The sequence below is a fragment of the Mycobacterium europaeum genome (assembly GCF_002102155.1).
Taxonomy (GTDB): Bacteria; Actinomycetota; Actinomycetes; order Mycobacteriales; family Mycobacteriaceae; genus Mycobacterium; species Mycobacterium europaeum.
This window is the reverse complement of sequence record NZ_LQOU01000035.1, coordinates 1-23,017: the sequence shown is the minus strand read 5'-3', so window position 1 is coordinate 23,017 and position 23,017 is coordinate 1. Positions and strand designations below refer to the sequence as shown.

16 protein-coding genes and 3 pseudogenes are annotated in these 23,017 nt (G+C 62.6%); 11 read left to right on the top strand and 8 right to left on the bottom strand.

Annotated elements, in window-relative coordinates:
• Positions 1 to 44 precede the first annotated feature (44 nt).
• Entirely contained in the window at positions 45 to 1,475 is a 1,431-nt protein-coding gene (locus AWC03_RS16700) for a serine/threonine-protein kinase (RefSeq protein WP_085241842.1), read from the top strand.
• Positions 1,476 to 1,590: 115 nt separating this feature from the next.
• Positions 1,591 to 3,201: a WS/DGAT domain-containing protein gene (locus tag AWC03_RS16695; RefSeq protein ID WP_085241841.1), complete on the top strand. Its 1,611-nt coding sequence runs from the start codon at positions 1,591 to 1,593 to the stop codon at positions 3,199 to 3,201.
• Here the strand turns inward: AWC03_RS16695 and AWC03_RS16690 are convergent.
• Genes AWC03_RS16690 through AWC03_RS16680 form a run of 3 tightly spaced genes read right to left on the bottom strand, consistent with a single transcriptional unit; the run spans position 3,191 to position 6,549 of the window.
• Positions 3,191 to 4,195, bottom strand: coding sequence for an NAD-dependent epimerase/dehydratase family protein (locus tag AWC03_RS16690; RefSeq protein WP_085241840.1), 1,005 nt, complete (start codon positions 4,193 to 4,195; stop codon positions 3,191 to 3,193). The two genes, AWC03_RS16695 and AWC03_RS16690, sit on opposite strands and share 11 nt — an antisense overlap.
• A gap of 51 nt (positions 4,196 to 4,246) precedes the next feature.
• Positions 4,247 to 5,248 (bottom strand): tocopherol cyclase family protein, encoded by a 1,002-nt coding sequence (locus tag AWC03_RS16685; protein ID WP_085241839.1) that lies wholly within the window; start codon positions 5,246 to 5,248, stop codon positions 4,247 to 4,249.
• 47 nt (positions 5,249 to 5,295) lie between these two features.
• The gene (locus tag AWC03_RS16680) at positions 5,296 to 6,549 is read right to left on the bottom strand and encodes a cytochrome P450 (RefSeq protein ID WP_085241838.1); all 1,254 of its coding nucleotides are present in this window, start codon (positions 6,547 to 6,549) and stop codon (positions 5,296 to 5,298) included.
• 88 nt (positions 6,550 to 6,637) lie between these two features.
• On the opposite strand from AWC03_RS16680, the gene AWC03_RS16675 reads away from it, so the two are divergent.
• Together AWC03_RS16675 and AWC03_RS16670 are read left to right on the top strand one after the other, a co-directional pair.
• The gene (locus AWC03_RS16675) at positions 6,638 to 7,090 is read left to right on the top strand and encodes a VOC family protein (RefSeq protein WP_085241837.1); all 453 of its coding nucleotides are present in this window, start codon (positions 6,638 to 6,640) and stop codon (positions 7,088 to 7,090) included.
• Between the two features lie 230 nt (positions 7,091 to 7,320).
• Entirely contained in the window at positions 7,321 to 8,079 is a 759-nt protein-coding gene (locus AWC03_RS16670; protein ID WP_085241836.1) for an SCO6745 family protein, read from the top strand.
• Positions 8,080 to 8,200: 121 nt separating this feature from the next.
• On the opposite strand, the gene AWC03_RS16665 is transcribed toward AWC03_RS16670, so the two are convergent.
• Complete coding sequence (locus AWC03_RS16665; protein ID WP_085241835.1) at positions 8,201 to 8,959, bottom strand: hypothetical protein; 759 nt, start codon at positions 8,957 to 8,959, stop codon at positions 8,201 to 8,203.
• Positions 8,960 to 9,185: 226 nt separating this feature from the next.
• Between AWC03_RS16665 and AWC03_RS16660 the strand changes: the two are divergent.
• A pseudogene (locus tag AWC03_RS16660) lies at positions 9,186 to 9,644 on the top strand (VOC family protein).
• 437 nt (positions 9,645 to 10,081) lie between these two features.
• On the opposite strand, the gene AWC03_RS16655 reads toward AWC03_RS16660, so the two are convergent.
• From AWC03_RS16655 to AWC03_RS16645, 3 genes are all read right to left on the bottom strand, one after another.
• Positions 10,082 to 11,110, bottom strand: coding sequence for a DNA cytosine methyltransferase (locus tag AWC03_RS16655; RefSeq protein ID WP_085241834.1), 1,029 nt, complete (start codon positions 11,108 to 11,110; stop codon positions 10,082 to 10,084).
• Entirely contained in the window at positions 11,107 to 12,921 is a 1,815-nt protein-coding gene (locus tag AWC03_RS16650; RefSeq protein WP_158089977.1) for an ATP-binding protein, read from the bottom strand. Before AWC03_RS16650 ends, AWC03_RS16655 begins: the two co-directional genes overlap by 4 nt.
• Before the next feature lie 208 nt (positions 12,922 to 13,129).
• Positions 13,130 to 13,567, bottom strand: coding sequence for a very short patch repair endonuclease (locus tag AWC03_RS16645; RefSeq protein ID WP_085241832.1), 438 nt, complete (start codon positions 13,565 to 13,567; stop codon positions 13,130 to 13,132).
• Between the two features lie 64 nt (positions 13,568 to 13,631).
• On the opposite strand from AWC03_RS16645, the gene AWC03_RS16640 reads away from it, so the two are divergent.
• The 5 genes from AWC03_RS16640 (at position 13,632) to AWC03_RS16620 (ending at position 22,200) form a co-directional block, all read left to right on the top strand.
• A complete protein-coding gene (locus tag AWC03_RS16640) occupies positions 13,632 to 14,729 on the top strand; it encodes a DNA cytosine methyltransferase (protein ID WP_249025905.1) in 1,098 nt (365 codons plus the stop codon).
• A gap of 441 nt (positions 14,730 to 15,170) precedes the next feature.
• Positions 15,171 to 16,157 carry a NaeI family type II restriction endonuclease gene (locus AWC03_RS16635; protein ID WP_085241830.1) on the top strand — a complete coding sequence of 329 codons (987 nt, stop codon included), beginning with the start codon at positions 15,171 to 15,173 and terminating at the stop codon, positions 16,155 to 16,157.
• A gap of 555 nt (positions 16,158 to 16,712) precedes the next feature.
• Complete coding sequence (locus AWC03_RS16630) at positions 16,713 to 18,248, top strand: ATP-binding protein (RefSeq protein WP_085241829.1); 1,536 nt, start codon at positions 16,713 to 16,715, stop codon at positions 18,246 to 18,248.
• Positions 18,245 to 19,231 carry a PD-(D/E)XK motif protein gene (locus AWC03_RS16625; RefSeq protein ID WP_085241828.1) on the top strand — a complete coding sequence of 329 codons (987 nt, stop codon included), beginning with the start codon at positions 18,245 to 18,247 and terminating at the stop codon, positions 19,229 to 19,231. The genes AWC03_RS16630 and AWC03_RS16625 overlap by 4 nt, the downstream gene beginning before the upstream one ends.
• Entirely contained in the window at positions 19,228 to 22,200 is a 2,973-nt protein-coding gene (locus AWC03_RS16620; RefSeq protein ID WP_085241827.1) for a Z1 domain-containing protein, read from the top strand. Before AWC03_RS16625 ends, AWC03_RS16620 begins: the two co-directional genes overlap by 4 nt.
• A gap of 218 nt (positions 22,201 to 22,418) precedes the next feature.
• On the opposite strand, the pseudogene AWC03_RS27030 reads toward AWC03_RS16620, so the two are convergent.
• A pseudogene (locus AWC03_RS27030) lies at positions 22,419 to 22,598 on the bottom strand (IS3 family transposase); the annotation flags it as partial.
• 56 nt (positions 22,599 to 22,654) lie between these two features.
• Here AWC03_RS27030 and AWC03_RS16610 point away from each other — a divergent pair.
• A pseudogene (locus AWC03_RS16610) lies at positions 22,655 to 23,017 on the top strand (transposase); the annotation flags it as partial.

Here is a 23,017-nt window from a genome sequence, read left to right as displayed (position 1 = left end):
ACCCCGCGGGCTGGACTTGTTCGACGCATCGAAAGGACTGCCCGTTGACCTCGCGGCTTGGCACCCGGTTCGGGCCCTACGAGCTGCGATCGCTGATCGGGACGGGCGCGACGGGCGAGGTCTACCGGGCGTACGACACCGCTAAGGATCGCACGGTCGCCCTGAAGCTGCTGCCTGCCTCGATGTCCGCAGAAACCGGCTTCCAGCAACGCTTTCGGCGCGAGTTGGCGGTCGCGTCGCGGCTGCAGGAGCCCCACGTCGTTCCGGTGCACGACCATGGCGAGATCGACGGGGTTTTCTTCGTCGACATGCACCCGGTCGAGGGTGGCAGCCTCAGGGACCTGCTGCGCGAGCGGGGGCCGCTGGAGCCGCCGCGGGCGGCGTCGATCGTCGGGCAGGTGGCGCGGGCGCTGGACGCCGCGCACGCCGCCGGGCTGGTGCACCTGGGTGTGCGGCCGGAGCACGTGCTGCTCACCCCGGACCACTTCGCGTATCTGGCCGACTTCGGGGTCGGGCACGCCGACGCGTCGCGCGTGTATATGGCGCCCGAGCGGTTCACCACCGGCCGGGTGGGACCGCAGACCGACGTGTACTCGCTGGCCTGCCTGCTCTACGAATGCCTCACCGGCCAGCCGCCGTTCGAGGGCGCGGGCCCGGCCGAGCTGAAGAGCGCGCACCTGTTGTCGCCGGCGCCGCGGCCCAGCATCATGCGCCGCGGTATCGGCCGGGCCTTCGACGACGTGATCGCCCGCGGCATGGCCAAACAGCGGACGGCGCGGTTCGGGTCCGCGGGTGAACTGGCCCGGGCGGCCGGCGAGGCCGTGTCCGAGGTGTACCAGCCGGCGGCGGTCGGCGCCGCTGCGGGGCCCCTGGGGACCCGGCCCTTCGCGACGGTCTATCCAAATCCCGACGACACCGGCTCCAGCCCGTATCCACCCCCGGAAGCGCCTCCGCCGACCGCGCATCGGCCTCTTGGCGGGCGGTTGCCGCTGGTGGTGGCCGGGGCCGCGGTGCTGCTGGTGATCGCGGGCCTGGTCGTGGCGCTGGTGTCGGCGTTTGTCGACCACGGCGCGCCGCCGCCGCAGGCTTCGAACGTCTCGCCCGCGCCGTCGAGTTCGCCGCCGCCGAAGACGCCGACGCTGTCGGCCCCGGTGCGGGGCGCCGACGGGCTGGGGTTCGTCGGCGAGCCGGCCCGCTGCGACCCGGGGAATCCGCCGGCGGCCGTGGTGCGGACCGCCCAGTCGCTGGCCGTGGTGTGCGAAAACCTCAGTGGCAGTTACTATTATCGCGGCGAACGGATCCGCGACGGGGCGCACATCGAGCTGTCCAACGCCGAGCGCGCCGGGGACGGGTTCGACGTCACCAACCCGGTGAACGGCGTGCGCTACGAGGTGCGCCGGAACCGGCTGCGGATCATCAGCTTCGGCCACGTCGATTCGTCGGAACCGGTGTTGCAGTACGCGACGGCGTCGTAAACACCAGGGACGAGTCGCCCTTTGAAATCCTCCACCCGACAAGGGGACCTTGTCCTCTGGCCGTACCCCGGCCGTGGATGAAGACTCGGGTACCTGCAGGTCGTGGAGGTGCAAGGTGGCAGAGCGACGCCGGCTCGGCATCCAGGACGACCTGTGGCTGGAGATGGACCGCCCCAACAACCTCATGGTCGTCGACACGGTGGTCTGGACGGCCGATCCGCTCGACTGGAACCGGGTGCGCCGGGTCATCGAGGAGCGCCTCACCAACCGCTACCCCGTGTTCCGCAGCCTGGCGGTCAAGGACTCCGACGGCTCGTGGTGGTGGGAAATCGACGACGACTTCGATTTCGGGGAGCACGTCACGGTCGTGGACCTCACCGACCCCGACGACCGCAGCGAGTTGCAGGCACTGGTGGCAAGCCACCACACCGAAATGCTCGACCGCAAAAAGCCGCTCTGGAAAAGCATTTGGGTGAACCGCTACCGGGAGGGTAGCGCCATGATCATGCGGACCCACCACGCCGTCGCCGACGGCATGCGCATGGTCGAGCTGGCGATGAGCCTGTTCGACGCGTCGCCCGAGGGCGGGCCCATCCGTGGTCCCGACGTGGTGCAGCACGCGGTGCGGCCCCACCCGCCGGGGCGGCCGATGAAGGACCGGTTGCGGACCGCGGCGGTGCGGGCGGCGGGCACGGCGCGGCGCGCGAGGTCGATCGTCGATGAGATGCTGGGCGACCCGGTCGGACGGGCGACGGGCATGGCGGCAGGCGCCGTGACGACCGCGGCCGGACTGCCTCGAATGCTCGCTCGTGCCAACGACTTCGGTCGCTTGGCGGCGGAGAACCCGGTGGGCGCCGGCCACACGATCACGATGTCGGCGCGGGCGGCGGTGTCCGGCATCGTCGAATCCGTCCGCGCGACCCTGCGGGCGGCGGTGCCCGGCAGCGGCGCGCTGGTCGACGTGTTCTCGTCGGCGCCCGGTGACCTGGACACGGTCCGCAAACTGCTGGTCGGCACCCGCAACGACGCGACCCTGTGGACCGGTACCGCGGGCCTCGACAAAGCGGTGGCATGGTCGGAGCCGATCCCGCTGGCCAAGGTGAAGGCCGTCGCCAGGGCGAACCGGTGCACGGTCAACGATGTGCTGGTGACGTGTGTGGCCGGGGCGTTGCACCATTACCTCGAGGCCCAACACGCCCGGTGCTCCGCGGTGACCTTCATGGTCCCGGTCAACCTCAAGCCGGTCGACGTGACGCTGCCCGACAATCTCGGAAACGAGTTCGCCCTCGTGCAACTCGAACTGCCGACCGATCAGCCCGATCCCCTGCGGGTGCTGGCCGTGGCCAAACGGCGGATGAACCGGATCAAGCACGGCCACGAGGCGGCCGTGGCGTTTCGCCTGCAGGAGACCATCGCCGGGTTCAACAGGCAGATCTATGAAGCGTCGGTGGACCTGTTCACCAACCGCACGATCGGCACGCTCACCAATGTGCCCGGCCCGCCGATGCCGGTGTACCTGGCCGGCAGCAAGGTGGAGGGCATCGTCGGGTGGGCACCCGTGTCGGGCAACCAGCCCATGAGCTTCGGCATCTTCACCTACAACGGTGACGTGACCGTGGGCATCGCCTGCGACAAAACCCTTGTGCCCGAACATGAGGCGATCGTCGACGGCTTCGCCGACACGTTCGACCGGTTGCTGGCGGCGACTCCCGGCGTTACGGCCTGAACGAGGCTTCTTCTCCGCTGGGGGGCGCGAACGTCGCGATGATCGCCTCGCGCGGCGAGCGCCAGGTCACCCCGAGCTCGGCCAGGGTGCGGGAGTCGTCGGTCGGTGTCGCCGCGGTGAGCAGTTGTGCCGCTTCGAAACTGAATCCGGCCCCCAGTGGCAGTAGGTCCCCGACGGCGTCGGCGATCCTGCCCAGGGCCCGAAACATCCCGCCGGTCACCGGAATTCGCCTGATGCGACGTCCGGAGCCGGCCTCGAGCGCGCCGATCATCTCGTCGAAGCTCAGCATCACGCCGCCGCACACGTACCGCTTGGGGCCGTGGCCCGGCCGCATCGACGCGACATGCACATCGGCGACGTCACGCACGTCAACCATCATCATTCCGGCGTGCTGCAATCGCGGCGCCACACCCGCGCGGATGATCGGCGCCCAGCCCTGTTCGGTGATGCCGGGGGCCGTCATCAAGGCCGGACCGACCACGCTGGACGGATAGGTGATGACAACGGGCGCCCCCTCGTCTTGCAGCCGCCGGGCCGTGCGATCGGCGTAGCCCTTCGTCTTGGCGTAGGACGACCTACCCGCCGCGGTGGGAGTGTCGGGCCCGATCACCGGGACCGCCGGCGAGAACAGGGAGCTGTAGCTGTTGATCGTGACGATCGGGTCCAGGCCGCGGTCGTGGGCCTGACGCAGGACCGACTCGGTCGCGAACGCGTTGATCTCCCACATCAGCTTCTCGCGCCGGTTGTCGGTCCCGACCACGCTGGCCGCGTGCAGCACGGCGTCACAGTCGTCCAGGAGCGTGGCCACGGTGTCGGACTCGCGAACATCGCCGGTGAGCACGGTTATCGAGCCGACTTCGGAAAACCTGCGCAGCAGTTCGGGATTGTCCCAGCCGGGTTCGGCCAAGAGCCGCACCTGATGGCCGGCATTCAGTAGGCCACGGACGACGTGCGCACCCAGATATCCGGTGCCACCTGTCACTGCGATCTGCACGAGTTCGTGACTCTACCGGGCGGTGGCAGGCGGTACGGACCGTGAGTCGAGCTATGCCGGCCGGCTGCCGACCTCCAGGCCGGCCAGCTCGCAGGTGCCGTCGAACACCACCCGGCCGTACTCCCGCACGCTGCAATGCAATCGGCCGGCGAGGTGCTCGAAGTCGGTGTCGATGTTGCGCCGCTGCGCGGGCAGCGGCACCGGTAGGACGTGCGGATCCGCGCGGGCGCCGTCTCCGTCCAGCTCGATGTGGTAGCGGGGTGTGCGCGCGGACACAGTCCAGCGCCCGTCGCCGACCTCCGACCGCACGGGCGCCGGCGGGGTCACCCGGATGACGCGGTCGCCGAGTCGCACGACGACTCCGGTGACGTCCCTGCGGATCGGGCCGAGCTGAAGAAGGCCCCCCGAGAACGCGACCGAGACGTCCGCGTCGGCGAAATCGTGCGCCTGCCCCCACCACCAGCGCTCGGGGAAGCCCGCGCCCCAGTTGCGTTCCGTGTACAGCCGGGCATCACTGAACGACCACGTGCGGTCGCGGAATTCGACTGTGCCGCTGGCTTTTCCGCCGAGCCGGTAGGGATGCCAGTATTGGTTGAGAAACGGGACCGACGAGAAGACGCCGCCTCCACCAAAGGCCTTGGGCCAGTTGAACGGATCGGTGAAATGCAGATCGAGGCGGATGCCGTCGAGGTCGATCTCGAGCCGATCGGTGCTCGCCGCCAGGCGACAGTCGGGAGCGGTTCCCGCGTGCACGGAGAACGTGGACGATTCGGCGTGGGCACGGTCTAGGGCCACGGAGCGCACCACGTCGCCGGGATGCAGCGCGACCGCCAGGGTGGCCCAGTCGCCGTCGCGGTGCCGGTTCACGCTGCACAGCGCGACGACGACGCGGCCCGATGCGGCGTCGGTGAGGCGCCAGAACCAGCCCTCCATTTCCGTTCTGTGCGACGGAACCGGATCGCCGAACGGCACGTCGGCACCGGTGCGCCGGTAGGCATGGACGAGTGGCTTGGCCGCGTTCGCCGCTATCCAGCGCAGGTAGGAGGCGGTCATCTCTCGTGCGTGATCGGGTTGCCGGGTCCGCGGGCGTTGTCTGGCATCTACCCTCGCTTGGCTCCGGGGGTGAAGGTGACCGGCAGCGTGCCCAGCCCGGTCATGCTCGGGTTGCCCAGGTACTGGTGGACGTTGTCGACGTCGACTTGGTAGTCGGGGATGCGGTCGAGGACGGCTTTGAGCATCACTTCGGCCATCAGCCGCGCGAGGTGGGATCCGATGCAGCGGTGCGGCCCGAGCCCGAAGGCGACGTGCCGGTTGGGGGTCCGGTCCAGGATGATCTCGTCGGGCGTTGGGAATTCCTCTTCGTCGTGGTTGGCCGAGAGCCAGCTGATGACGACTCTGTCGTTCTTGCTCAGGCGTTGGCCGTTGAGCTCGACGTCGTGAGTGACTGTGCGGCTGAGGGTTTGGTTGACCGAGAAGTAGCGCAGGAATTCGTCGGTGGCGGTGCGGTAGAGCTCGGGGCGGTCGATGAGTTGTTGTCTGAGCGCAGAGTGGGTGCCCAGGTGGTGCAGCGTCAGCGCGGTTTGCGACGTGGTGGTGTCGACACCGCCGCCGATCAGGTTCCACAGGATGTTGAGCAGCTGCTCGTCGGTGAGGCGCCGGCCGTCGACCTCGAACTGAAGCAGGAAGCTGGTCAGGTCGTCGGTCGGTTTGGCTCGTCTGCCGGCCGAGTACTCGAGGACCTCTTCCATCATCTTCGGGACCTTGGCGATGGCGTCGAGGTACGCCGGGCTGTCCTGCGGCACGGCCATGACGGAGTGGAAGAGGTTGGCGTAGAGGTGCCAGTTGTCGAGGGGCAGGCCCATCAGCTTCATCGTGAGGATGGCGGGGACCGGGCTGGCGTAGTCCAGGACGAGGTCCATCCGGCCGTCCTCGATTTTCTGGTCGAGGAACTCATGCGCCTTTTGTTCCATGAAGGGCTTGAGTTTCTGGACGGCGCCGGGGGAGAAGAACGGGGCCAACGCGTGCCGTAGGGCTTGGTGGTAGGGGCCGTCGACCTCGCCGATGCCCAGGGCCGGCTGGCCTTCGGGGCGCGGGACGCCCATCTCGCCCTGGTAGTCGACGCCGTCTGCGGCGTGGGGCTCGTACTTGTGGGCGAAGGTGTCGCCGTCCCTGGCCGTGCGGCTGACGGCGTCGTAGCTGCTGAGGTACCAGAATCCGTCGTAGTTGGTGTTCCAAGCGACGGGGCATCTCTGGCGCAGCTCGGCGTTGACGGCGTTTTCGTTCAGGTTGAAGGCGTCGGAGTGGTGGTCGAAGTCGACGATGGCGTCGTCGGTGACGTCGGGACGGGTTGTCATCTGGTCGGGCCTCCACCATTCCGGGCGCTCGGCTATCTGCACTATCTTTGCATTATTACGCTCGTGGGTTCTGTCGAGAAAGGCCGCGATGAGTAGTCACCGGACGACCTTCAACCACGTCGGCCTGTGCGTCTCCGATCGGGAGCGGTCGCGGCGGTTCTACGAGAATGTGCTCGGGTTCCAGTTCTGGTGGGAGCTGGATCCGCCCGACGGCCCCACCGCCAAGCTGGTGCAGCTTCCCGAGCCGCTCGGGGTGCATGCGACTTACTTGGTGCGCGACGGGTTCGTGCTCGAACTGATGGACTACTCGAAACGTCAGGTCCATGCCGGCTCGGAACGGGTCATGGATCAGATTGGGCTGACGCACATCTCGTTTTCGGTGTCCGATCTCGGCGGCGCGCTGGAGAAGGTCGTGGAGTTCGGGGGAGCGGTGGTCGAGGAGACGGTGACCGAGGCGATAGCGATGATCCGGGATCCCGACGGGCAGCTGTTGGAGTTGCTTTCCGATGGGTGGCTGTCGGCTTTGCCACCAAGGCCGTAAATCGGGCGGCGAGACGCGCGGGAGTACTGGTTGGAAGCTTCTGTTCGCACCCACGCCATTACCGTCTCGGTCAAGGCCAGGTCGACGAACTCATCGCCGACGGCCACCGACGCCCTCGTCAAAGAGGCCGCCGACGTCCTCGAAGTCGTCGCCGCGATCGCCAGGAGTAGCGTCGACCCACGCAGCAGGGAACACCGGCATGAACCGACAGCTTGATTAGGAGAAAAGCCATGAGTCACAACGAGGTGCTCGACGCCGCCGTCGCCGCGGGTTCGCCGATCGAACAAGCGGTTGCGGTGTTCATGCTGCACCCCGAGACGTTCGCCGAAAGCATCGCGGCCGGTTACCAGAACCCGCTCGCCGGATACGTTGCCGGCCGCGGCGGAGTGCTGGGCGAGGCCACCGGCGTCGCGGTCAGTTCGGTGTTCGTGGCGTTCGAGCCCGCGTTCCTGCGGGGCATGTGGGAGGAAGGCGTCGCGGTCCGCGGCGCGAGCGGCGCGGCCGAGGTGTACTGGGAGCAGTTCGCCGGCTTCGGCCGTAGGCACCTGGCCGGCGCCGAAGGGCTGGACCGCATCGCGGCGCTGGGGGAAAAGATCATCGCGGTGACACCGGACGGGGGGCTGCCGCTGTATGCGGGCTGGCGCACCATGCCGTTGGCCGACGACGCGCCCGCGCGGGCGCTGCAGGTCATGCAGATCCTGCGTGAGCTGCGCGGCGGTGTGCATTTCAATGCCCTCACGATTTCCGGTATCACCCCCATCGAAGCGCACATGCTGAACAAGGGGCATCAGTACGCCGCGATGTTCGGCTGGCCCGAGCCGTTCGCCGACGGCGCGGATAAGAAGGACCGCTACGCCGAGGTCGAGCAGGCGACCAACCGCCGGATGGCCGAGATTTTCGCGGCCACCCTCACCCCGGACGAGGCCGGTGAACTCGCCCGGCTCAGCGCCGGCGCCCTGGACTCGCTGAAAGCCAACGCCGCGACCTGAACGGCCAACGGGCGATGCGACCGAGGTGGGATCGCACGCAGTGAGCGGTCAGCGCAGGTCGGAAAGGTTGTCGCTCAACTGGATCCGGCTGGCTGACCCGAAGCGCCGGGCGCAGTCCGGGTCAGACGGTTGGCATCGTCACTCCGGGTGGCGCGGAGACTTCCACCGTTGTGCCGGCGGCCGGAGGCTGATTGCGGAAAACCACTAGCGCCCCGGGTGCGTCGGTGTTCGACAGGGCAACGTCGAGCGATTGCCGCGAATTGTCCTCGGCGAGTTGCAGATTGAGGTACACGTAGGACCGACGATCCGTGTGGCACTGGGTGACGAACTCTTCGGCAAGGTGCTGGCCCTCATCAATCGTGGACGGGATCGTGGCGACATCTCGGGGTCGACCTTCGATGCGCTCCATGATCTCGAGCGCCATGAGTTGCGGTCCGACGACACGCAGGCCCGCCGCTCGGAAGACTTCTGGCACATAGGTGAGCAGCTCGGCGAGGTCGGCTTCTGACTCGGTGTTGTCGATGACATAGTTCAGCACGAACCCGCGCTCGGTGAACGCGTGCATGAACACGCCCGCGCTGCCGGCGATGTAGTCGGCGACGCCCGGTGACCAGCGAAACTCGCGGAAGCAGGACTTGTAGAGATCGTCGACCATGAAGACGGCCGTTGCGACGAGCCAGCTGTCGTCGAGTGTCGCGACGAGGGCGCGCACCCGGTCTCCGAGCGCCTCCAGCGAGCGCGCCCGGTCGGCCGGGGAATGGGCCTCGAGCCGGTCAGCTCCCGCGATGATCGCCCTGTTTTGGTAGCTCCATACGTGAGCGAGGGTGGCGAGGTGCCAGTCGGCAGAGGTCGGTTCGCTCGGGTTGTGACCGCTGTTCATGTCGCTCCTTGCGTCGTGCTCCTCGAGTGGGGCCGCCTTTTCGCCCGTCAGCGATGTAGCCCACCAGAGGTAACCGTAATTCGCGTTCTACGCCGCCGGGCACTTTGACGGAGCTCGGCGTTGATGGCTAGCTCGTTAAGGTTGAAGGTGTCGGGGTGGCGGTCGGTCGACGATGGCGTCTTCGATGACGTTGTTACGCTCGTCGGTTCTGTCGAGAATGGCCGCGATGACTGGTCACCGGACGACCTTTAACCACGTCGGATTGTGTCTCTCCGATCACGAGCGGTCGCGGAGGTTCTACGAGAACGTGTTGGGATTTCAGTTATGGTGGGAACTTGATCCGCCCGACGGGCCCACAACCGAGCTTGTGGGGCTTCCCGAGCCACTTGGGATGCACGCGACCTACTTGGTGCGCGACGGCTTCATGCTCGAACTCATGGACTACTCGAAACGTCAGGTCCATACCGCCTAGGAACGCGTGAGGGATCAGCTTGGCCTGAACCATATGTCGTTTTCGGTGTCCGCTCTTCGTGGCGCGTTGGAGAAGGTCGTCGAGTTCGGGGGAGCGGTGGTCGACGGCACGGTGACCTAGGCGATGGCGCTGATCCGTGACCCGGATGGGCAGCTGCTCAAGTTGCTTTCCGATGGGTGGCTGTCGGCGTTGCCATCGCGGCCGTGGACGTGAACTCCTTTTGAATTCGTTGGTTCGACCGGTCCAGATCGCGTCTCGCGGAGGCTTCGGGCTCATAATCCTTTGGTGGCGAATTCGAGCTCACCCGGCCCGCCTGAATCGATTTGGTCATCGCTGGTTATAGCGACTTGGCTCAGTGGCCCGACTGGGTTCGTCGCAACGCCGCGGCACGCTGGTGGTGGCGTCGGAGCAGATGCTCACTCAGCTCAGTACCAGGGCCGCCGAATGCCGACCCATAAAGGTCTTGAAGGTCATCCATCGAGAGTCATACACGCCCCGCAACCCTGGCCCTCGATCAACCAACTGTCAGCCATGGGTACGACAAGCCGTCGTAAAATGCAGCTTGAGCCACTGTGACTCAATGTTTCGGCTGGCGTTGGATCGGACACAGTACTTTTGCTGGCGACGGCCCAGATAGCGTCATGGTCCTCTCAATGAGACTTGAGTAGCGCTTGGGCAATGCGCTTTGCCATCACGGGTGGTACTGCGTTTCCGACCTGCCGCCCCCGAGAGGTAAGCGAGCCCTTAAATCGGAATGATTGCGGAAAAGTCTGGATCAAGGCCGCCTCACGGAGGCTGATCGCACGGTCTTGTTCCGGGTGACCAAATCGCCCATTCGAATAAGAAAGGCAGCGGGTGGTCAGGCCTGACGCGGGCTTGTCCCACCACATGCGACCGTAGGCGTCTGTGTGACCGCCATGGGCCAAATGGCAATCGGATAGAAGCGCTCGATCCCAGTTGCGGCGATCGCCACCCTCCGGCGTAGCTCGAATACGGACCTTATTGGCTTCGGACAGACGCATTGCAGCATGGTCAGGATCGAACCTGTCCACGCCGCCGTCGGTGAGTGGCCTCAGATGGCCGATCGCCCTTCGCACTGTTCGGGCTGGCCGCTTTGTGACGACATGGGTCGGTCGGGGCAATGCAGCGATGCCGATGCGTGAAGCGACGATCACCAGGCGTCGTCGCTCTTGGGGCACTCCGAATTCGAGTGCACGGAGTACTGCTAACTCGGTGTCGTAGCCCAGCCTGACAAGCTCACGTAGAAACGCGCGCAGCGGCTCGCTATTGTTGGTCGACTGGAGGCCGGGAACGTTCTCTACTACTACGAGCTCTGGGTGCAAAGCAGAAACAAAACGCTGAAATTGCTGCAACAGCGTCCTTCTAGGATCTCCTCTAAATTTGTGTTTGTTATGTCGTGAAAATGGCTGACATGGGGCGCAGCCAGAAAACATCCGAACTCCTCCGCCCGAGAGGAGAGCCTCGACTTCATCGACCTCTAGATCTCGAATATCACGCGTCAGAACGGGAATATTAGAAAAATTTGCCTTGAATGTATTGGCACTGTCCTGATCATGATCTATAGCCCCAACAACGTTGAGCCCGGCGTCACGGAACCCCATGCTAGTGCCGCCGCAACCAGCAAAAAAGTCAACGACCGAAACTTCGTCCGGTCTCATGGCCTGACTCCTTCTACAAACGTCTGGACAATCGCCGCGATAGCCAACACTGACTCATTAGTAGACGGCAACTTGTTTATCTCGGCCTGCTGAAACACAAATATTTCGTCACCTGACGCTTGCCGGCCTAACTCGTTGGCGGCGATGTCACTCCATGCCGCCTTGCTATCGGCCGCTTGTTCCTCTCGGGGACCCTCGCCAAGGCGACTGGCACGTGCACGGAGCAGAAACTCTTCTGGGGTATCAAAAGGGAAGAAGCTCACGAAGGAACCCCGCCAGTCGAGCACTTTACGAAGTGACTCAGCGCGGTGCGTGGAGCTGTCTTTCTCATTAGCTCCGTACGGTAATTTTGGTTGGTTGCCTTTCAATGCATCAACGACCGTCGACTCCAAATCATCTGGCGCAACTTGACCCGAGGCTGGTGGCTGCGCGGTAGATTGATCGCCGTCTAGAAGCAACAGCAGGCTTTCGCGTTCATCGTGGGCCCACATCGGAAGGTAATGGCTCCACAGAGTAGCGGCGCCTCCGGGGATGAACTTTACGTCGACGGATGGTGCAATTGTGAGGTCCTTGATCGCGCGCGCGACGAGCGCCGCGGCGAGGCGATCTTCAACAACCACCGTGGGGTGGTCGTACGAAGCGCCGACGGCCTCGAACGCGGCATGAGGCGCAACCTGTTGGGATGGAATATCCACCCTCCCGTCGTCTGCTCGGATCGATAACACCTTGATCGCGTTCACGGGAAGCGTGCGAACCATTTCGGGAGAATGCGTCGCAAATATTATTTGATGGTGGCGTTGACGGGCTGTGTTCGACAGAAAATTCACTACTGCCCGCTGGGCCGAAGGGTGGAGGGAGACTTCAGGCTCGTCTAGCAAAATCAGAGATTTGGGTGCTGCCTGAACCACGGAACAAACTAGCATTACAGCTGCATATTCACCGCTTCCGGCAAAGGCTTCCGAGTACTGGATACCAGAAGTCTTCATCAGTACTGTCCAACCACCCTGCCTGCCGAAATAGCGATGATGAATGATGCGAATCGACTCATAGTCCCTTCCCAAAATAGCCTTGATAACGCCAAGTTCTTCCGCGGTTACGTCGTGGATCGGTTGAATAATTCGTTCGATACCATACCAAACATCGGACTGTCTGCTGTCGCTAATTGCGGCGGCCAGTCGTCTAGATCGCTTTCGTATTGCCGCTTTACGTAATCGCAGAGCCTGGAGAAAAGTGAGCGATCCGGTATGGTACGCTTCCGCATGGTAGAACGCCCAGTCGAATGCGGATAATTGCGAACGGAAGTCAAGATATAGAACCTCTTTATCAATAGTATTCCACCGGGTTTTCGATCCATCACTTGGAGGTGTCTCCTTGAAGGGGTATCTCTCCATACTATCGGGCGGGTTGGTCAAAGGCCGACTTGGTTCAAATAAATCGGGATCTATTTCTTTCCTGGACCTGCTGCTTCGCCGGCGGCCAATGCGTGTCTTAACAACTTCGACGACTCCGTCGACTGAATTAGAATTCCGACCATAGATGAACCGATGACGTGCCTCCGCTGGAATTGCATCCATTGCGGTACCGAACCAGTAATTGCCGAGATCATTTCCGGTTGGACATCCTTGCAGCGCGCGCAAAATCGCCGTCTTATTTGATCCATTCGTCCCGACTAGGGCGGTAACTGGATGGCTGAAGTCTATCGTCATATTCGGAGCCAAGTTCTTGAAGACTGGAAACCGAATGTAGTGAATCGTTGGCTCAAACACGCCTTTAATCCACATCTCAGACAACTCGTCGTGGATGTTGCTCAAGGCCGCTCCTGACGCCATGTAACTTCTCGTGGAACGTAACAAACACCGCAGACGTCCGGGGTGAAGCTGAGCGCGCGTCATGCTGGCTCCCTGTCGGCCGGTAGGTCCAAGACGCACTACTGACAAGCCGCAGCCTAGATGTTGAAGAGCGTGTCGCGATGTGCGATCAGCTTCAAGGGCGAGGACGACGTCCTGTGTTCCGGGCTACCTACTGGCCGGTCTGGCCCTGATCCCTCCGCGCGAATACGACATCGCGGACGCGAAGGGCAGCGGCCTGGGGTTCTTCATGTTCCCAGATCCGAATGCTTGCCCATCCGGCGTCTGACAGCCGCCGGTCGGTGTCGCGGTCACGTGCCATGTTGCCGCTGACTTTGTCAGCCCAAAACCGAGCGTTGGTTACCGCTACGGTGTGGTGTTGAGGGCACCCGTGCCAGAAACATCCATCGAGGAAGACCGCGACTTTCTGCTTCGGGAAGACGAGGTCGGCTGTGCGTCTCAGGTTCGTTAGTGGTCGCACCGACACCCTGTACCGGAGGCCAAGTCGGTGCACAGCTGAGCGTAGCGCTACCTCAGGCTTGGTGTCTCTGCTCTTGTTCGACCGCATGCTAGCCCTGGTCGCAGGAGAGGAGGCCCACGACTCAGTCATCCGTCTAGCGTAGGAACGGCGCGCCGACACGTCACTTGTCGGTGGGGGCCAATACGATGTCGGCGTGCCCAAGCCCCGGACGATGATCGATCTTTTCGCAGGTTGTGGGGGGATGACGTCCGGTTTCGTTCGTCACGGCTTCAGGCCGGTGTTAGCCGTTGAGTCGAACCTCTGCGCAGCCGCAACATATGCGGCGAACTTTGGTGAAGACCACACCTATTGGGGCGATATCAACGACGCGCTCGCGGACGGAGTGCCAGAGGCCGACATAGTCATCGGGGGGCCACCATGCCAAGGTTTCTCAAACCTTGGCTCCAAGGACGTCGACGACCCGCGAAACAAGCTTTGGAAGAGCTACCTGCAGGTGGTCGAACAGGCCCATCCCCAGGTGTTTGTCATCGAGAACGTCGATCGATTTAGAAGTAGCGCTGAATTCCAGCTGCTGATCGATGAAGCCAAGAATGGGATGATCAGCGACTACAAGCTATCCCATGGCGTCTTGCTTGCTGCGGACTACGGTGTTGCACAGCGGAGACCCCGGACAATTGTCATCGGGTCACGGATGGGGCTAATTGACCTGCCAGCGCCGACGCACGCAAGACACCCGAATCCCGGACTCGAGCCGTGGAGTACTGTTAGGGATCGAATACGGAAGTTGCCGGAACGGCCTTCGACGACCTCGCTGCCGGACACTCGGACGAGCTTCTTCGGAGAGGTCGTCCCGGGTGAATTCAAATGGCTCGACTTACACTTCGGCCGGAACCCGCGTGAATCGTCGTTACTTCGCTACGACTGCATCCCACCTGGCGGCGGCAGGTTCGACCTTCCTGACGAATTGTTGCCGGATTGCTGGCGGAACAAGCCCACCGGCACAACCGACGTAATGGGACGTATGCGGTGGGATGCCCCTTCGCTTACGATCCGTACGGAATTCTTCAAGCCCGAAAAGGGGCAGTATCTTCACCCGCAGTGGGACCGGAAGAATCCGCGCAAGCGCGTAAATCGGGTAATCACACATCTGGAAGCCGCACTGCTGCAGGACTTCCCGGAATCATTCGCATGGTGCGGTTCCAAAATCGAGATTGCCAAACAAATCGGCAATGCGGTGCCTGTTGGGTTGGCCGCAGCCGTCGCACGCGTGATTCGCGCAGCGCTCGGCTGATCAGTGTTCCGGTGCTCGTGGCGCCGCTCTTTTGGAAATCGGCGGTTTCCGCCACATCCCAGCCATCGCTGTCGTGCAGTTAAGTTCGGCGCACCGTAACCGGTAATGGTCGTCGCGCTCGACAATGCCACCCTGCCTGACTCACGGTTGCCGGACGCGTCGTGCTCATACCCGGATGCCGTTCACCGCGACCAGCTCCCCTCCGTCGAGCCGTTGATCGAGGTTGGCCGTAGGCGCGCGAGGATTGGCGACGGGCTTCTTCGCCCCGAGCCGCACGAGGTCTTCAACCGAACCGCCGCACGAGCACAACTCCTAGGCCGGCGGCAATGTTGTCAGGCCCGCCCGGGACGCATTTACACAGAGGTCGGCCACGGCGACGAGTTAGCGGGATAGTCGACGCGGGCGGTCGGCGGCGCCGGGGTCCGGCGACATGGTTGCAGTGTGCCGCAAGCGTTGGTCGTGCTCTATCCGCTGGCTCTGGCCTTGATGCCCTCGAGGCTCGCTGGCATGCTCACTTGGGTGCCGCCGCCGCCACGAGGAGCTGATCCGGAACTAGACCGGGTCTCTGAATGGTTTGAGTCGCAGGGCGATCTCGAGCAGACCTTTGGCATGTGCGTACGGACGGCGATCGATGAGGTGATCGACACTCCACGCACGGGTCGTTGGAACCTCGACGACTGCGGAAAGCAGGAGCAGGCCTATGTGGGGGTGAAAGTCGAGCATGTTATTCGCGCGCGCTTCGATCTGGCATGCGGGCCGAACCGTATGGACTACTGCATCGACGGTGTCGACGTCGACTGCAAGTGGTCGAAGAACTGGGGCGGATGGGAGATACCGCGCGAGGCCGTGGGGCACGTATGCCTGCTCGTCTGGGCCTGCGATGACGATTGCGAGTTTGCCGTAGGAGTCCTTCGGATCCGGGAGGACATCCTCGTGGGCGGAAACCAAGACAAGAAGCGCAAGATCCAGTCGCCCGAGGGGCGCGGCGAGATACGATGGCTCGTTCCCCGGACGAATGCACTTCCGCCCAACTTCTTGCTTCAGCTCCCCGACGAGGACAGACAAGCGATCCTGGGCCATAAGGGAGGTGATGCCCGTGCGCGTGAGCTATTCCTGCGCTGCGAAGGTGTCGTCATCAGGCGACACACCATCGAATCGATCGGCCAGCAGATCGATGAAGCTCGTCGATTCCGAGGTGAGACGCGTCAGAATATGCGGAACCTGGGCTTCGAGGTGCTCAACGGTCACTGGAGAGCCGACCGAACCCGTGCACTGGATCTCGGCGGCGTAGTGATCGCAAACCACACGGAGTGGGTCTGCCTACGCACCGACGGATCGACGCCGCGACGCCTAGAAGAGAAGCCCAAGCAGCGACGCCTCGCCACGATGCCGGGCACGAGCGCCGGAACCAAAGCCCGCAATAGGTGAGTCTGTGTCGACGGAAGGCCTGAGTTTGGCCGCCCAGCCAGCATGTGCCCTGCGTCGCTGTTAGCCGTGATGGTCCATGCTCTACACCAGGGCGTCGCTAGATGCCTCGACGATTCGGATAACTCGCCGCTGCGGAGCAGAGCCGCCAGCGTCCGATTGATTTCGTGCTTCGAACCATCTCCAACCTCGGAAGTCATGCAAGAGCTGCCCATCGCAAGGCAAGAGAGCGCGACGGTTAGTCGCGGCAATGATGGTCGACCACATGCTTTTCACTCTCTTAGATGTTTCGGCGGGGGTAGTAGGCGGATTGCGGTGGTGAGCAGCAGCCTCTATGGACGTCTCCGGTCAGCTTTCGTCATCCAAGCCGAGGCACATCGGTTCGCGGCGTGACTTCAGCGAAACCGCAGAATGCCCCGCACGACCGTTCGACAACGCCGCCGGTCGAGATCGTCCCGGGCGACGGTGCAGATCTCGCTGAATTCAATCCGCCCGTCGTAGTCAACGCGGTGTGTTAGAACTTGCTGGAAATGCTGAAGGGGGGAAGACGCCAGTGGGATGACCGATCTAAGGGCGACACCGATTGAAACTGTTCGCCGTATTCGCGTGCCGCCGAATCCGGGTATCTTCCGCGCGCTTGGGCTGAACCAAAGCTTCGAGGCGGCTGTCGCGGACCTCATCGACAACAGTTTGGACGCGGAAGCGAACGAGGTCCTCGTCCGCTTCGTCCTACACTCCGGCCGGGTGATGCAGCTTCTCATCGTCGACAATGGGAAAGGGATGGATGAGCCGCGGATTGACGCTGCTATGCAGCTCGGTCGGCCTAAGAGTGTGGCGAAGGCAAGTCATGGTCGTTACGGGATGGGTCTGAAAGCCGCCTCATTCGGCCAGGCCTCGACCCTGACGGTCATGTCGAAGCGGACTCGCAGCCAGGCACAGGGTCGTCGGATGTATCGGGAGAGACCGGGACGCGACTTCGACGTGGACGTGTTGAACCCGGAGACTGTGTCCCACCGACTAGGACAGTATCTCCGCCTCGTCGGACCGGGGATCACCGGTAAGACAGGGACCGTCGTGCAATGGGACGACTGCCGCAGCTTCCCGCAATCGCGGGATCCAGCGGTGACGACAGCGTTCGTCGACAAGCAGGTCGCGGCGCTGCGATGGCACCTCGGGATGGTGTACCACCGACTACTTGAGCGGGGGGACGTGCAGATAACCGTCGATGCCTACGAGGCGGACGACGATGAATCAGGACCTCCCGTGATGATCGAGCCCGTGAATCCCTTCCCATATCCAGCTCGCAGGACCGGATGCCAGGGATACCCGAAGGATCTCGTGGCGGAACTCGCCGACAGCAAGGTCGTGTTGCGTTGTTGCATCTGGCCAGCCCGATCCGACTCGCACCAATACCGCTTGTACGGAAAGCCTGTCGAGAACTTCCAGGGTCTTTATCTGTACCGCAAGAACCGTCTACTCATGGCAGGCGGCTGGGGGGGCGTGATACACGAAAAGAAGTCGTACCGACTCGCGCGGGTCGCGATCGACATCGACGAGCATCTCGACGTGTTCAAGATGAGCGTCGAAAAGGCAGGCGTGCAACTGTCCGAAGACCTGGTACATGCCATCGAGCAGGCAAGCGACGGGCGCCGCGTCTCATTTCGGGACTACCTGAACGACGCCGAACAAGCCTTCAAGAAGGGCAATGTTCGAAAACGCAAACGCACGAAGATCCTTCCACCCGGACCGGGCCTACATCCGCGGGTGAAGCGAGCGATCGAACGCGAGTCACCACTGCTCGAGGGCGAAGATCCGATTCGCATCCGGTGGAAGCGCATAAGCGGCGACGACTTCGTCGAGGTGGATCGACCGAACCGGACGTTGTGGCTCAACAACATCTATCGCAGCGCCGTCCTGCACGGTGATCCAGCTGGCATAAACGACGCCCCAATAGTCAAGGCACTCCTTTTTCTGCTCTACGAAGACCTATTTCGAGGGCAGGCCATGGGCCCCAAAGACAAAGAGAACCGCGACTTTTGGGGCGAGGTCCTCACTGCGGCGGCCGAAGCCGAGCAAGGGAGCCAGTACGAATGACCATGTCCGAGCAGCCCGCCGACAGGCATGTGCCGCCCACCGTCCTGGAAACCTACGCGGCCGAAGGGGTGTCGGGCGTTTTTCCAGCGGAGGGAACTCCGCCCGGTCGCATCCAAATATCGCCGGGCCAGCACATCATCACGCTTCTGGTACAAGCAACCGATAACGTGCCGGGCCCCGATGTTCAAAGCCTGGCGAACCTCGATTATGCGCTTGAAGACCAGGCGGGCATCGTCTGGCACCGTCTCGACGTAGCCTATGAGGACAACCTCAGCGAGGTGTATCCGGTCTTCTGCACCGTTCTTGATCGCGTTCAGCTCAAAGGCGAATCCTTCACCGAGGCCGTTCTGTCAGTCTTGAGCGGGTTAGGCGAGATTCTCGCAGGACGTGGCGGACTGTCCCGCGAGCAACAAGTCGGTCTCTTCGGCGAACTCCTGGTGCTACTCTCCCTTGCTGCCCAGCTCGGCCCAGAAGAGGCGGTCAAAGCTTGGCGTGGTCCGGATCGAGAAGAACACGACTTCGGATTGCCGGATAGCGACTTGGAAGTGAAGACCACCACCTTCGAGGAGCGATCGCACTGGATTAACAGCCTGGCCCAGCTGTACCCATCTCCCGGACGCGCTCTTCGACTGCTGTCGATACAGTTAACAACGGCTGGGGCCGAGCCTGGCATGAGCTTGGCCGAGATCGTGCAGACCGCTCGCACACGTCCCGGAATGCCGATGGCGGAGCTGAATTGCACACTGGAATCGGCTGGCTATTACGACCGGCACGCCGACCTCTATCGATCGCGTTGGAGGCTCCGGTCAATACCGAATTTCTATCTCGTCGACGACCAATTCCCTGCGCTGACAAGCAAGCTGCTGTTCGCCAATGTTCCTCAAGCCGAACGCATCACCGATGTACGCTACCGCATTCATCTTGAAGGCCTCACCGCGCAGGACGAGCTGTTCCCCATCGCACTACCAGGGCAATCCCCATGACTCATGACTGGCTCTCTTCGTCGCTTCTCGGTGTGCTCAAAGCTATCGGCAACGGGCCGCCGAAGGACCTCATCGCCCGTGTCAAGCCCGACGCCGACGACCACGGGGTACGTGTTAGTGCGGGCGATCTAACGACCTTGATCAAAGATGCGTCGCCTGCCGACCCGTTGCTGACAGCGTTGGGAATGCAGGTTCACAAATGGGACGCAGAGTCGGACAAGGTTGAGTGGACGGGCGGGACAGCTCCGTCGACACCCGCGAGAAGAGACTTGATCTGTTCCAATCTCGGGCTCAATAAGTCGGCCGCAGCCGAGCTGCTAGCCAAAAGACCAATTTTCGTCGACACGAGCGTGATCGTCACAGCAGAATGGAATCACTGGTACACCCCTGAACGGGCGAACTCGCACAGCTTCTACTGGTCGCACTACATGGACTACTTGCTTCAAGTCCGAAAATGGCCCCAGGACAACGTCACCGCACTCGATCTCGCCACAACCCGTGTCGTGGAACGACTGGCGGACCCGACGAGAATGGAACGTCACCAGGCCAAGGGTCTCGTCGTCGGCTACGTCCAGAGCGGGAAGACGGCCAACTTCACCGGCGTGATCGCGAAGGCCATCGATGCCGGCTACCGGTTGGTGATCGTTATGACCGGGACTATCGAGATGCTCCGAGCGCAGACGCAGCGTCGGATCGACATGGAGATGTTGGGGAAACAAAACATCCTCGGGGACCTCACTCCCGACGAAGCTGCTTCCGAACACGTCGACTACCAGGATGATGGCGACTGGCAGGCAGGGCGCTTCCTCGACTTCGAGCAGGAGGCGAGGCCCACGGAGATCATTCGCCTCACCAGCCATAAGCACGATTATCAGAAGCAATTCGTGAATCTGAAGCTCGAGCGGTTCCAAGCCAGCAAGCCTCTGTACGACCCGGTGAACCTGTTCTCGACAGCCGCCCGCCTCGTGGTGACGAAGAAGAACTCGACGGTTCTCAAGAAAATCGTTTCCGACGTGAAGGCTAATAAAAAGGCATTCGCCGAGATTCCCGTCCTCATCATCGACGATGAGTCCGACCAGGCTTCCGTGAACACTGTCAACCCGCAGAAGTCGCAGAAGGAATCGTCTGAAGCCAAAGAGCGACGCGCGATCAACGCACGCATCGCCGAAATGTTGGCGCTAATGCCGCGCGCCCAATACGTCGGTTACACCGCGACTCCATTCGCCAACGTCTTCATCGACCCGTCTGACCCCGAGGACATCTATCCCAAGGACTTCGTGCTCAGCCTCCCGAGGCCGGATGGCTACATGGGCGTGGAGGACTTCCACGACCTCGAGGAGATCCAGCCGCCTACTACAGCCGCCAACAGCAACTACGACGCTTACGTCAGAGATCTCATAGCCTCGGACAGTCCAGACGACGAACATGAGCGAATGGAGGAGCTGTCGAGGGCGCTCGACATGTTCGTTCTCACGGGAGCGTGCAAGCTCTACCGTGCAACGCGGAAGGGGGGTTCGGAATTTCGGCATCACACCATGCTCATCCACGAATCGGTGCGCACCGCCGACCAGAAGAGACTCGCCGACGACATTCGAGAATTGTGGGGCGACGCCGGTTTCACCACTCCTGCCGGAATGAAGCGGTTGCGGAGCCTCTACACCGACGACGTCTTGCGGGTGTCCAAGGCGCGGCGCGAGAAAAACGTGCCGGCTCTCCCCGAGTTCGACGCGTTAAAACCCTACATCGCAAAAGCTGTCGGCCGCATCACTGAACATAACAACAACCCGGTTCTGGTGGTGAACAGTGACAAAGAGGTTCAACAATTGCAGCAGCAGTTGGACTTCGACCGCAACAGCACATGGCGGGTTCTCGTCGGGGGCGCGAAGCTGAGTCGGGGCTTCACAGTGGAGGGACTGACGGTCACCTACTTCCGGCGAACCGCCAAGATGGCTGACTCCCTCACTCAGATGGGCCGCTGGTTTGGATTTCGTCATGGATACCGAGACCTGGTGCGGCTCTTCATCGACCGGGACGCCAGGTTCAATGCCACAAAACGGGTCGACCTCTACAAAGCCTTCGAGGCGATCGCTCTCGATGAAGCGGCGTTCCGCGACCAACTCGCTATCTACGCCGAATGGGATGGCGACAAGCCCCGAGTCCGTCCTTCGCAGATACCGCCTCTCGTGTGGCAGCATCTTCCATGGCTCAAGCCCACTGCGGGGAACAAAATGTTCAACGCAAAGCTCAAAGAACAGAGCGACCGAGTGTTCAGCCCCGCAGGTTATCCACACCACCTCGACGCTCAAAGGAAAAACCTGGATCTTTGGCGCCCGCTTCTCAGCGCCTGCGATGAGGACATCGCATTCCCCGCGGGCGACCAAAACAACTTGCGCGCTTTTGCCGGACTTGTCGACGCTCAGCGGCTGATCGACGTGATCGACGACATGCAATGGATGTATGACTACAAGATCACTTCGGTCGACCCGAAACTCGCCCACTATCGACAGCTACTCAAGAAGAAACCCTCGCCGCTGAAGGACTTCCTTGTCATTCTTCCCCAGCCAGGCGAAAAGAACGTGAAGCTCTCCGGCGTCGGAACACGGAGGATCGTCAACCGCGATCGGAGAGCTCGTGGCGGAGAGTTCGTCCAGAAATTCGGTGAGATCACGGATCCAAAGCATCGAGATCTCGTGCTGCCCTTGGTCAATCCCCATGCCCCCAAAGGAAGGCCGCTTGCACAATGGTGGAAGCCCACACGCGGCGTCGCCCTTGTCTACCTCGTTAGAGAGCAGAAGCCTCAACTTGACCCGCAGGCATCGACCAAGTCGCCAGCGGGAGCTTCCGCCGAGCGAGGTCTCATCCTGGCGTTCGCCCTGTACTTACCGCACTCCGCGGTGGGACAGGATACGGTTTTGAAATTCAGCGTAGAAGTGGAAGACACCACCGAAGCCACCGTCGACGCTGTGTGAGCCACCGCGACGAGCTCGGATGCGGGCCAATAGGTGGCCAAACCGGCGGATCAGGTGGTCAAGAAGGGGCAAACCGCTCTGTCTGCACTTCCTAGACCAACCGAAACACGTCGGTGCAACGACCAAGTCCAATTGAATAGCTGGAGTTTGAGCGGGCAGCGTTCGATGGGGTCTGCTGCACGATCAGTGAAACGCCCTGACTCTGTCGGAGGCTCGGGTTATTGGATTCCGACCAGGGGTTGGTCGGTCCGTTGTGCATCGTAGAACGCGGCTTCGAACTCGGTCGGAGGAACGTCAGCGAGGTAGCTGTGGAGGCGGCTGGTGTTGTGCCAGTACACCCACCCCAGGGTGGCCAGCTCGACGTCCTCGACGGTTTTCCAGGGCCCGCTGTGGGCCGGTCTGAAACGCCCTGGAAATCCCGGAGGCTCCTGACCTTGGAAACGAGGATGCAGGTATGCCCACGGAATCGTCGTCGGGGAAGAAGCCGACCAGTCGCAGATACAGCCCGGAGGAGAAGGCCGCCGCAGTGCGGATGGTGCGGGCATTGCGCGCGGAGCTGGGCACCGAGCAGGGCACCGTCTCGCGGGTGGCTCGTCAGCTCGGCTACGGGGTCGAGTCCGTGCGCTCCTGGGTGCGTCAAGCCGACATCGACGACGGGTATGCACCGGGAGTGTCCACCGCGGAGTCGGCCCGGATCAAAGAACTTGAGCAGGAGAACCGAGAACTCAAGCGCGCCAACGAAATACTGAAACGAGCGGCCAGTTTCTTCGGGGCGGAGCTCGACCGCCAACACAAGAAATAGTCGACTTCATCGACG

Bases quoted from the DNA above. Each gene is read 5' to 3' on its own strand.
- AWC03_RS16685 (WP_085241839.1), bottom strand. From the start codon at position 5,248: ATGACCGCCTCCTACCTGCGCTGGATAGCGGCGAACGCGGCCAAGCCA.
- AWC03_RS16680 (WP_085241838.1), bottom strand. From the start codon at position 6,549: ATGACAACCCGTCCCGACGTCACCGACGACGCCATCGTCGACTTCGAC.
- AWC03_RS16675 (WP_085241837.1), top strand. From the start codon at position 6,638: ATGAGTAGTCACCGGACGACCTTCAACCACGTCGGCCTGTGCGTCTCC.
- AWC03_RS16670 (WP_085241836.1), top strand. From the start codon at position 7,321: ATGAGTCACAACGAGGTGCTCGACGCCGCCGTCGCCGCGGGTTCGCCG.
- AWC03_RS16665 (WP_085241835.1), bottom strand. From the start codon at position 8,959: ATGAACAGCGGTCACAACCCGAGCGAACCGACCTCTGCCGACTGGCAC.
- AWC03_RS16655 (WP_085241834.1), bottom strand. From the start codon at position 11,110: ATGAGACCGGACGAAGTTTCGGTCGTTGACTTTTTTGCTGGTTGCGGC.
- AWC03_RS16645 (WP_085241832.1), bottom strand. From the start codon at position 13,567: ATGACTGAGTCGTGGGCCTCCTCTCCTGCGACCAGGGCTAGCATGCGG.
- AWC03_RS16630 (WP_085241829.1), top strand. From the start codon at position 16,713: ATGACCGATCTAAGGGCGACACCGATTGAAACTGTTCGCCGTATTCGC.
- AWC03_RS16625 (WP_085241828.1), top strand. From the start codon at position 18,245: ATGACCATGTCCGAGCAGCCCGCCGACAGGCATGTGCCGCCCACCGTC.
- AWC03_RS16620 (WP_085241827.1), top strand. From the start codon at position 19,228: ATGACTCATGACTGGCTCTCTTCGTCGCTTCTCGGTGTGCTCAAAGCT.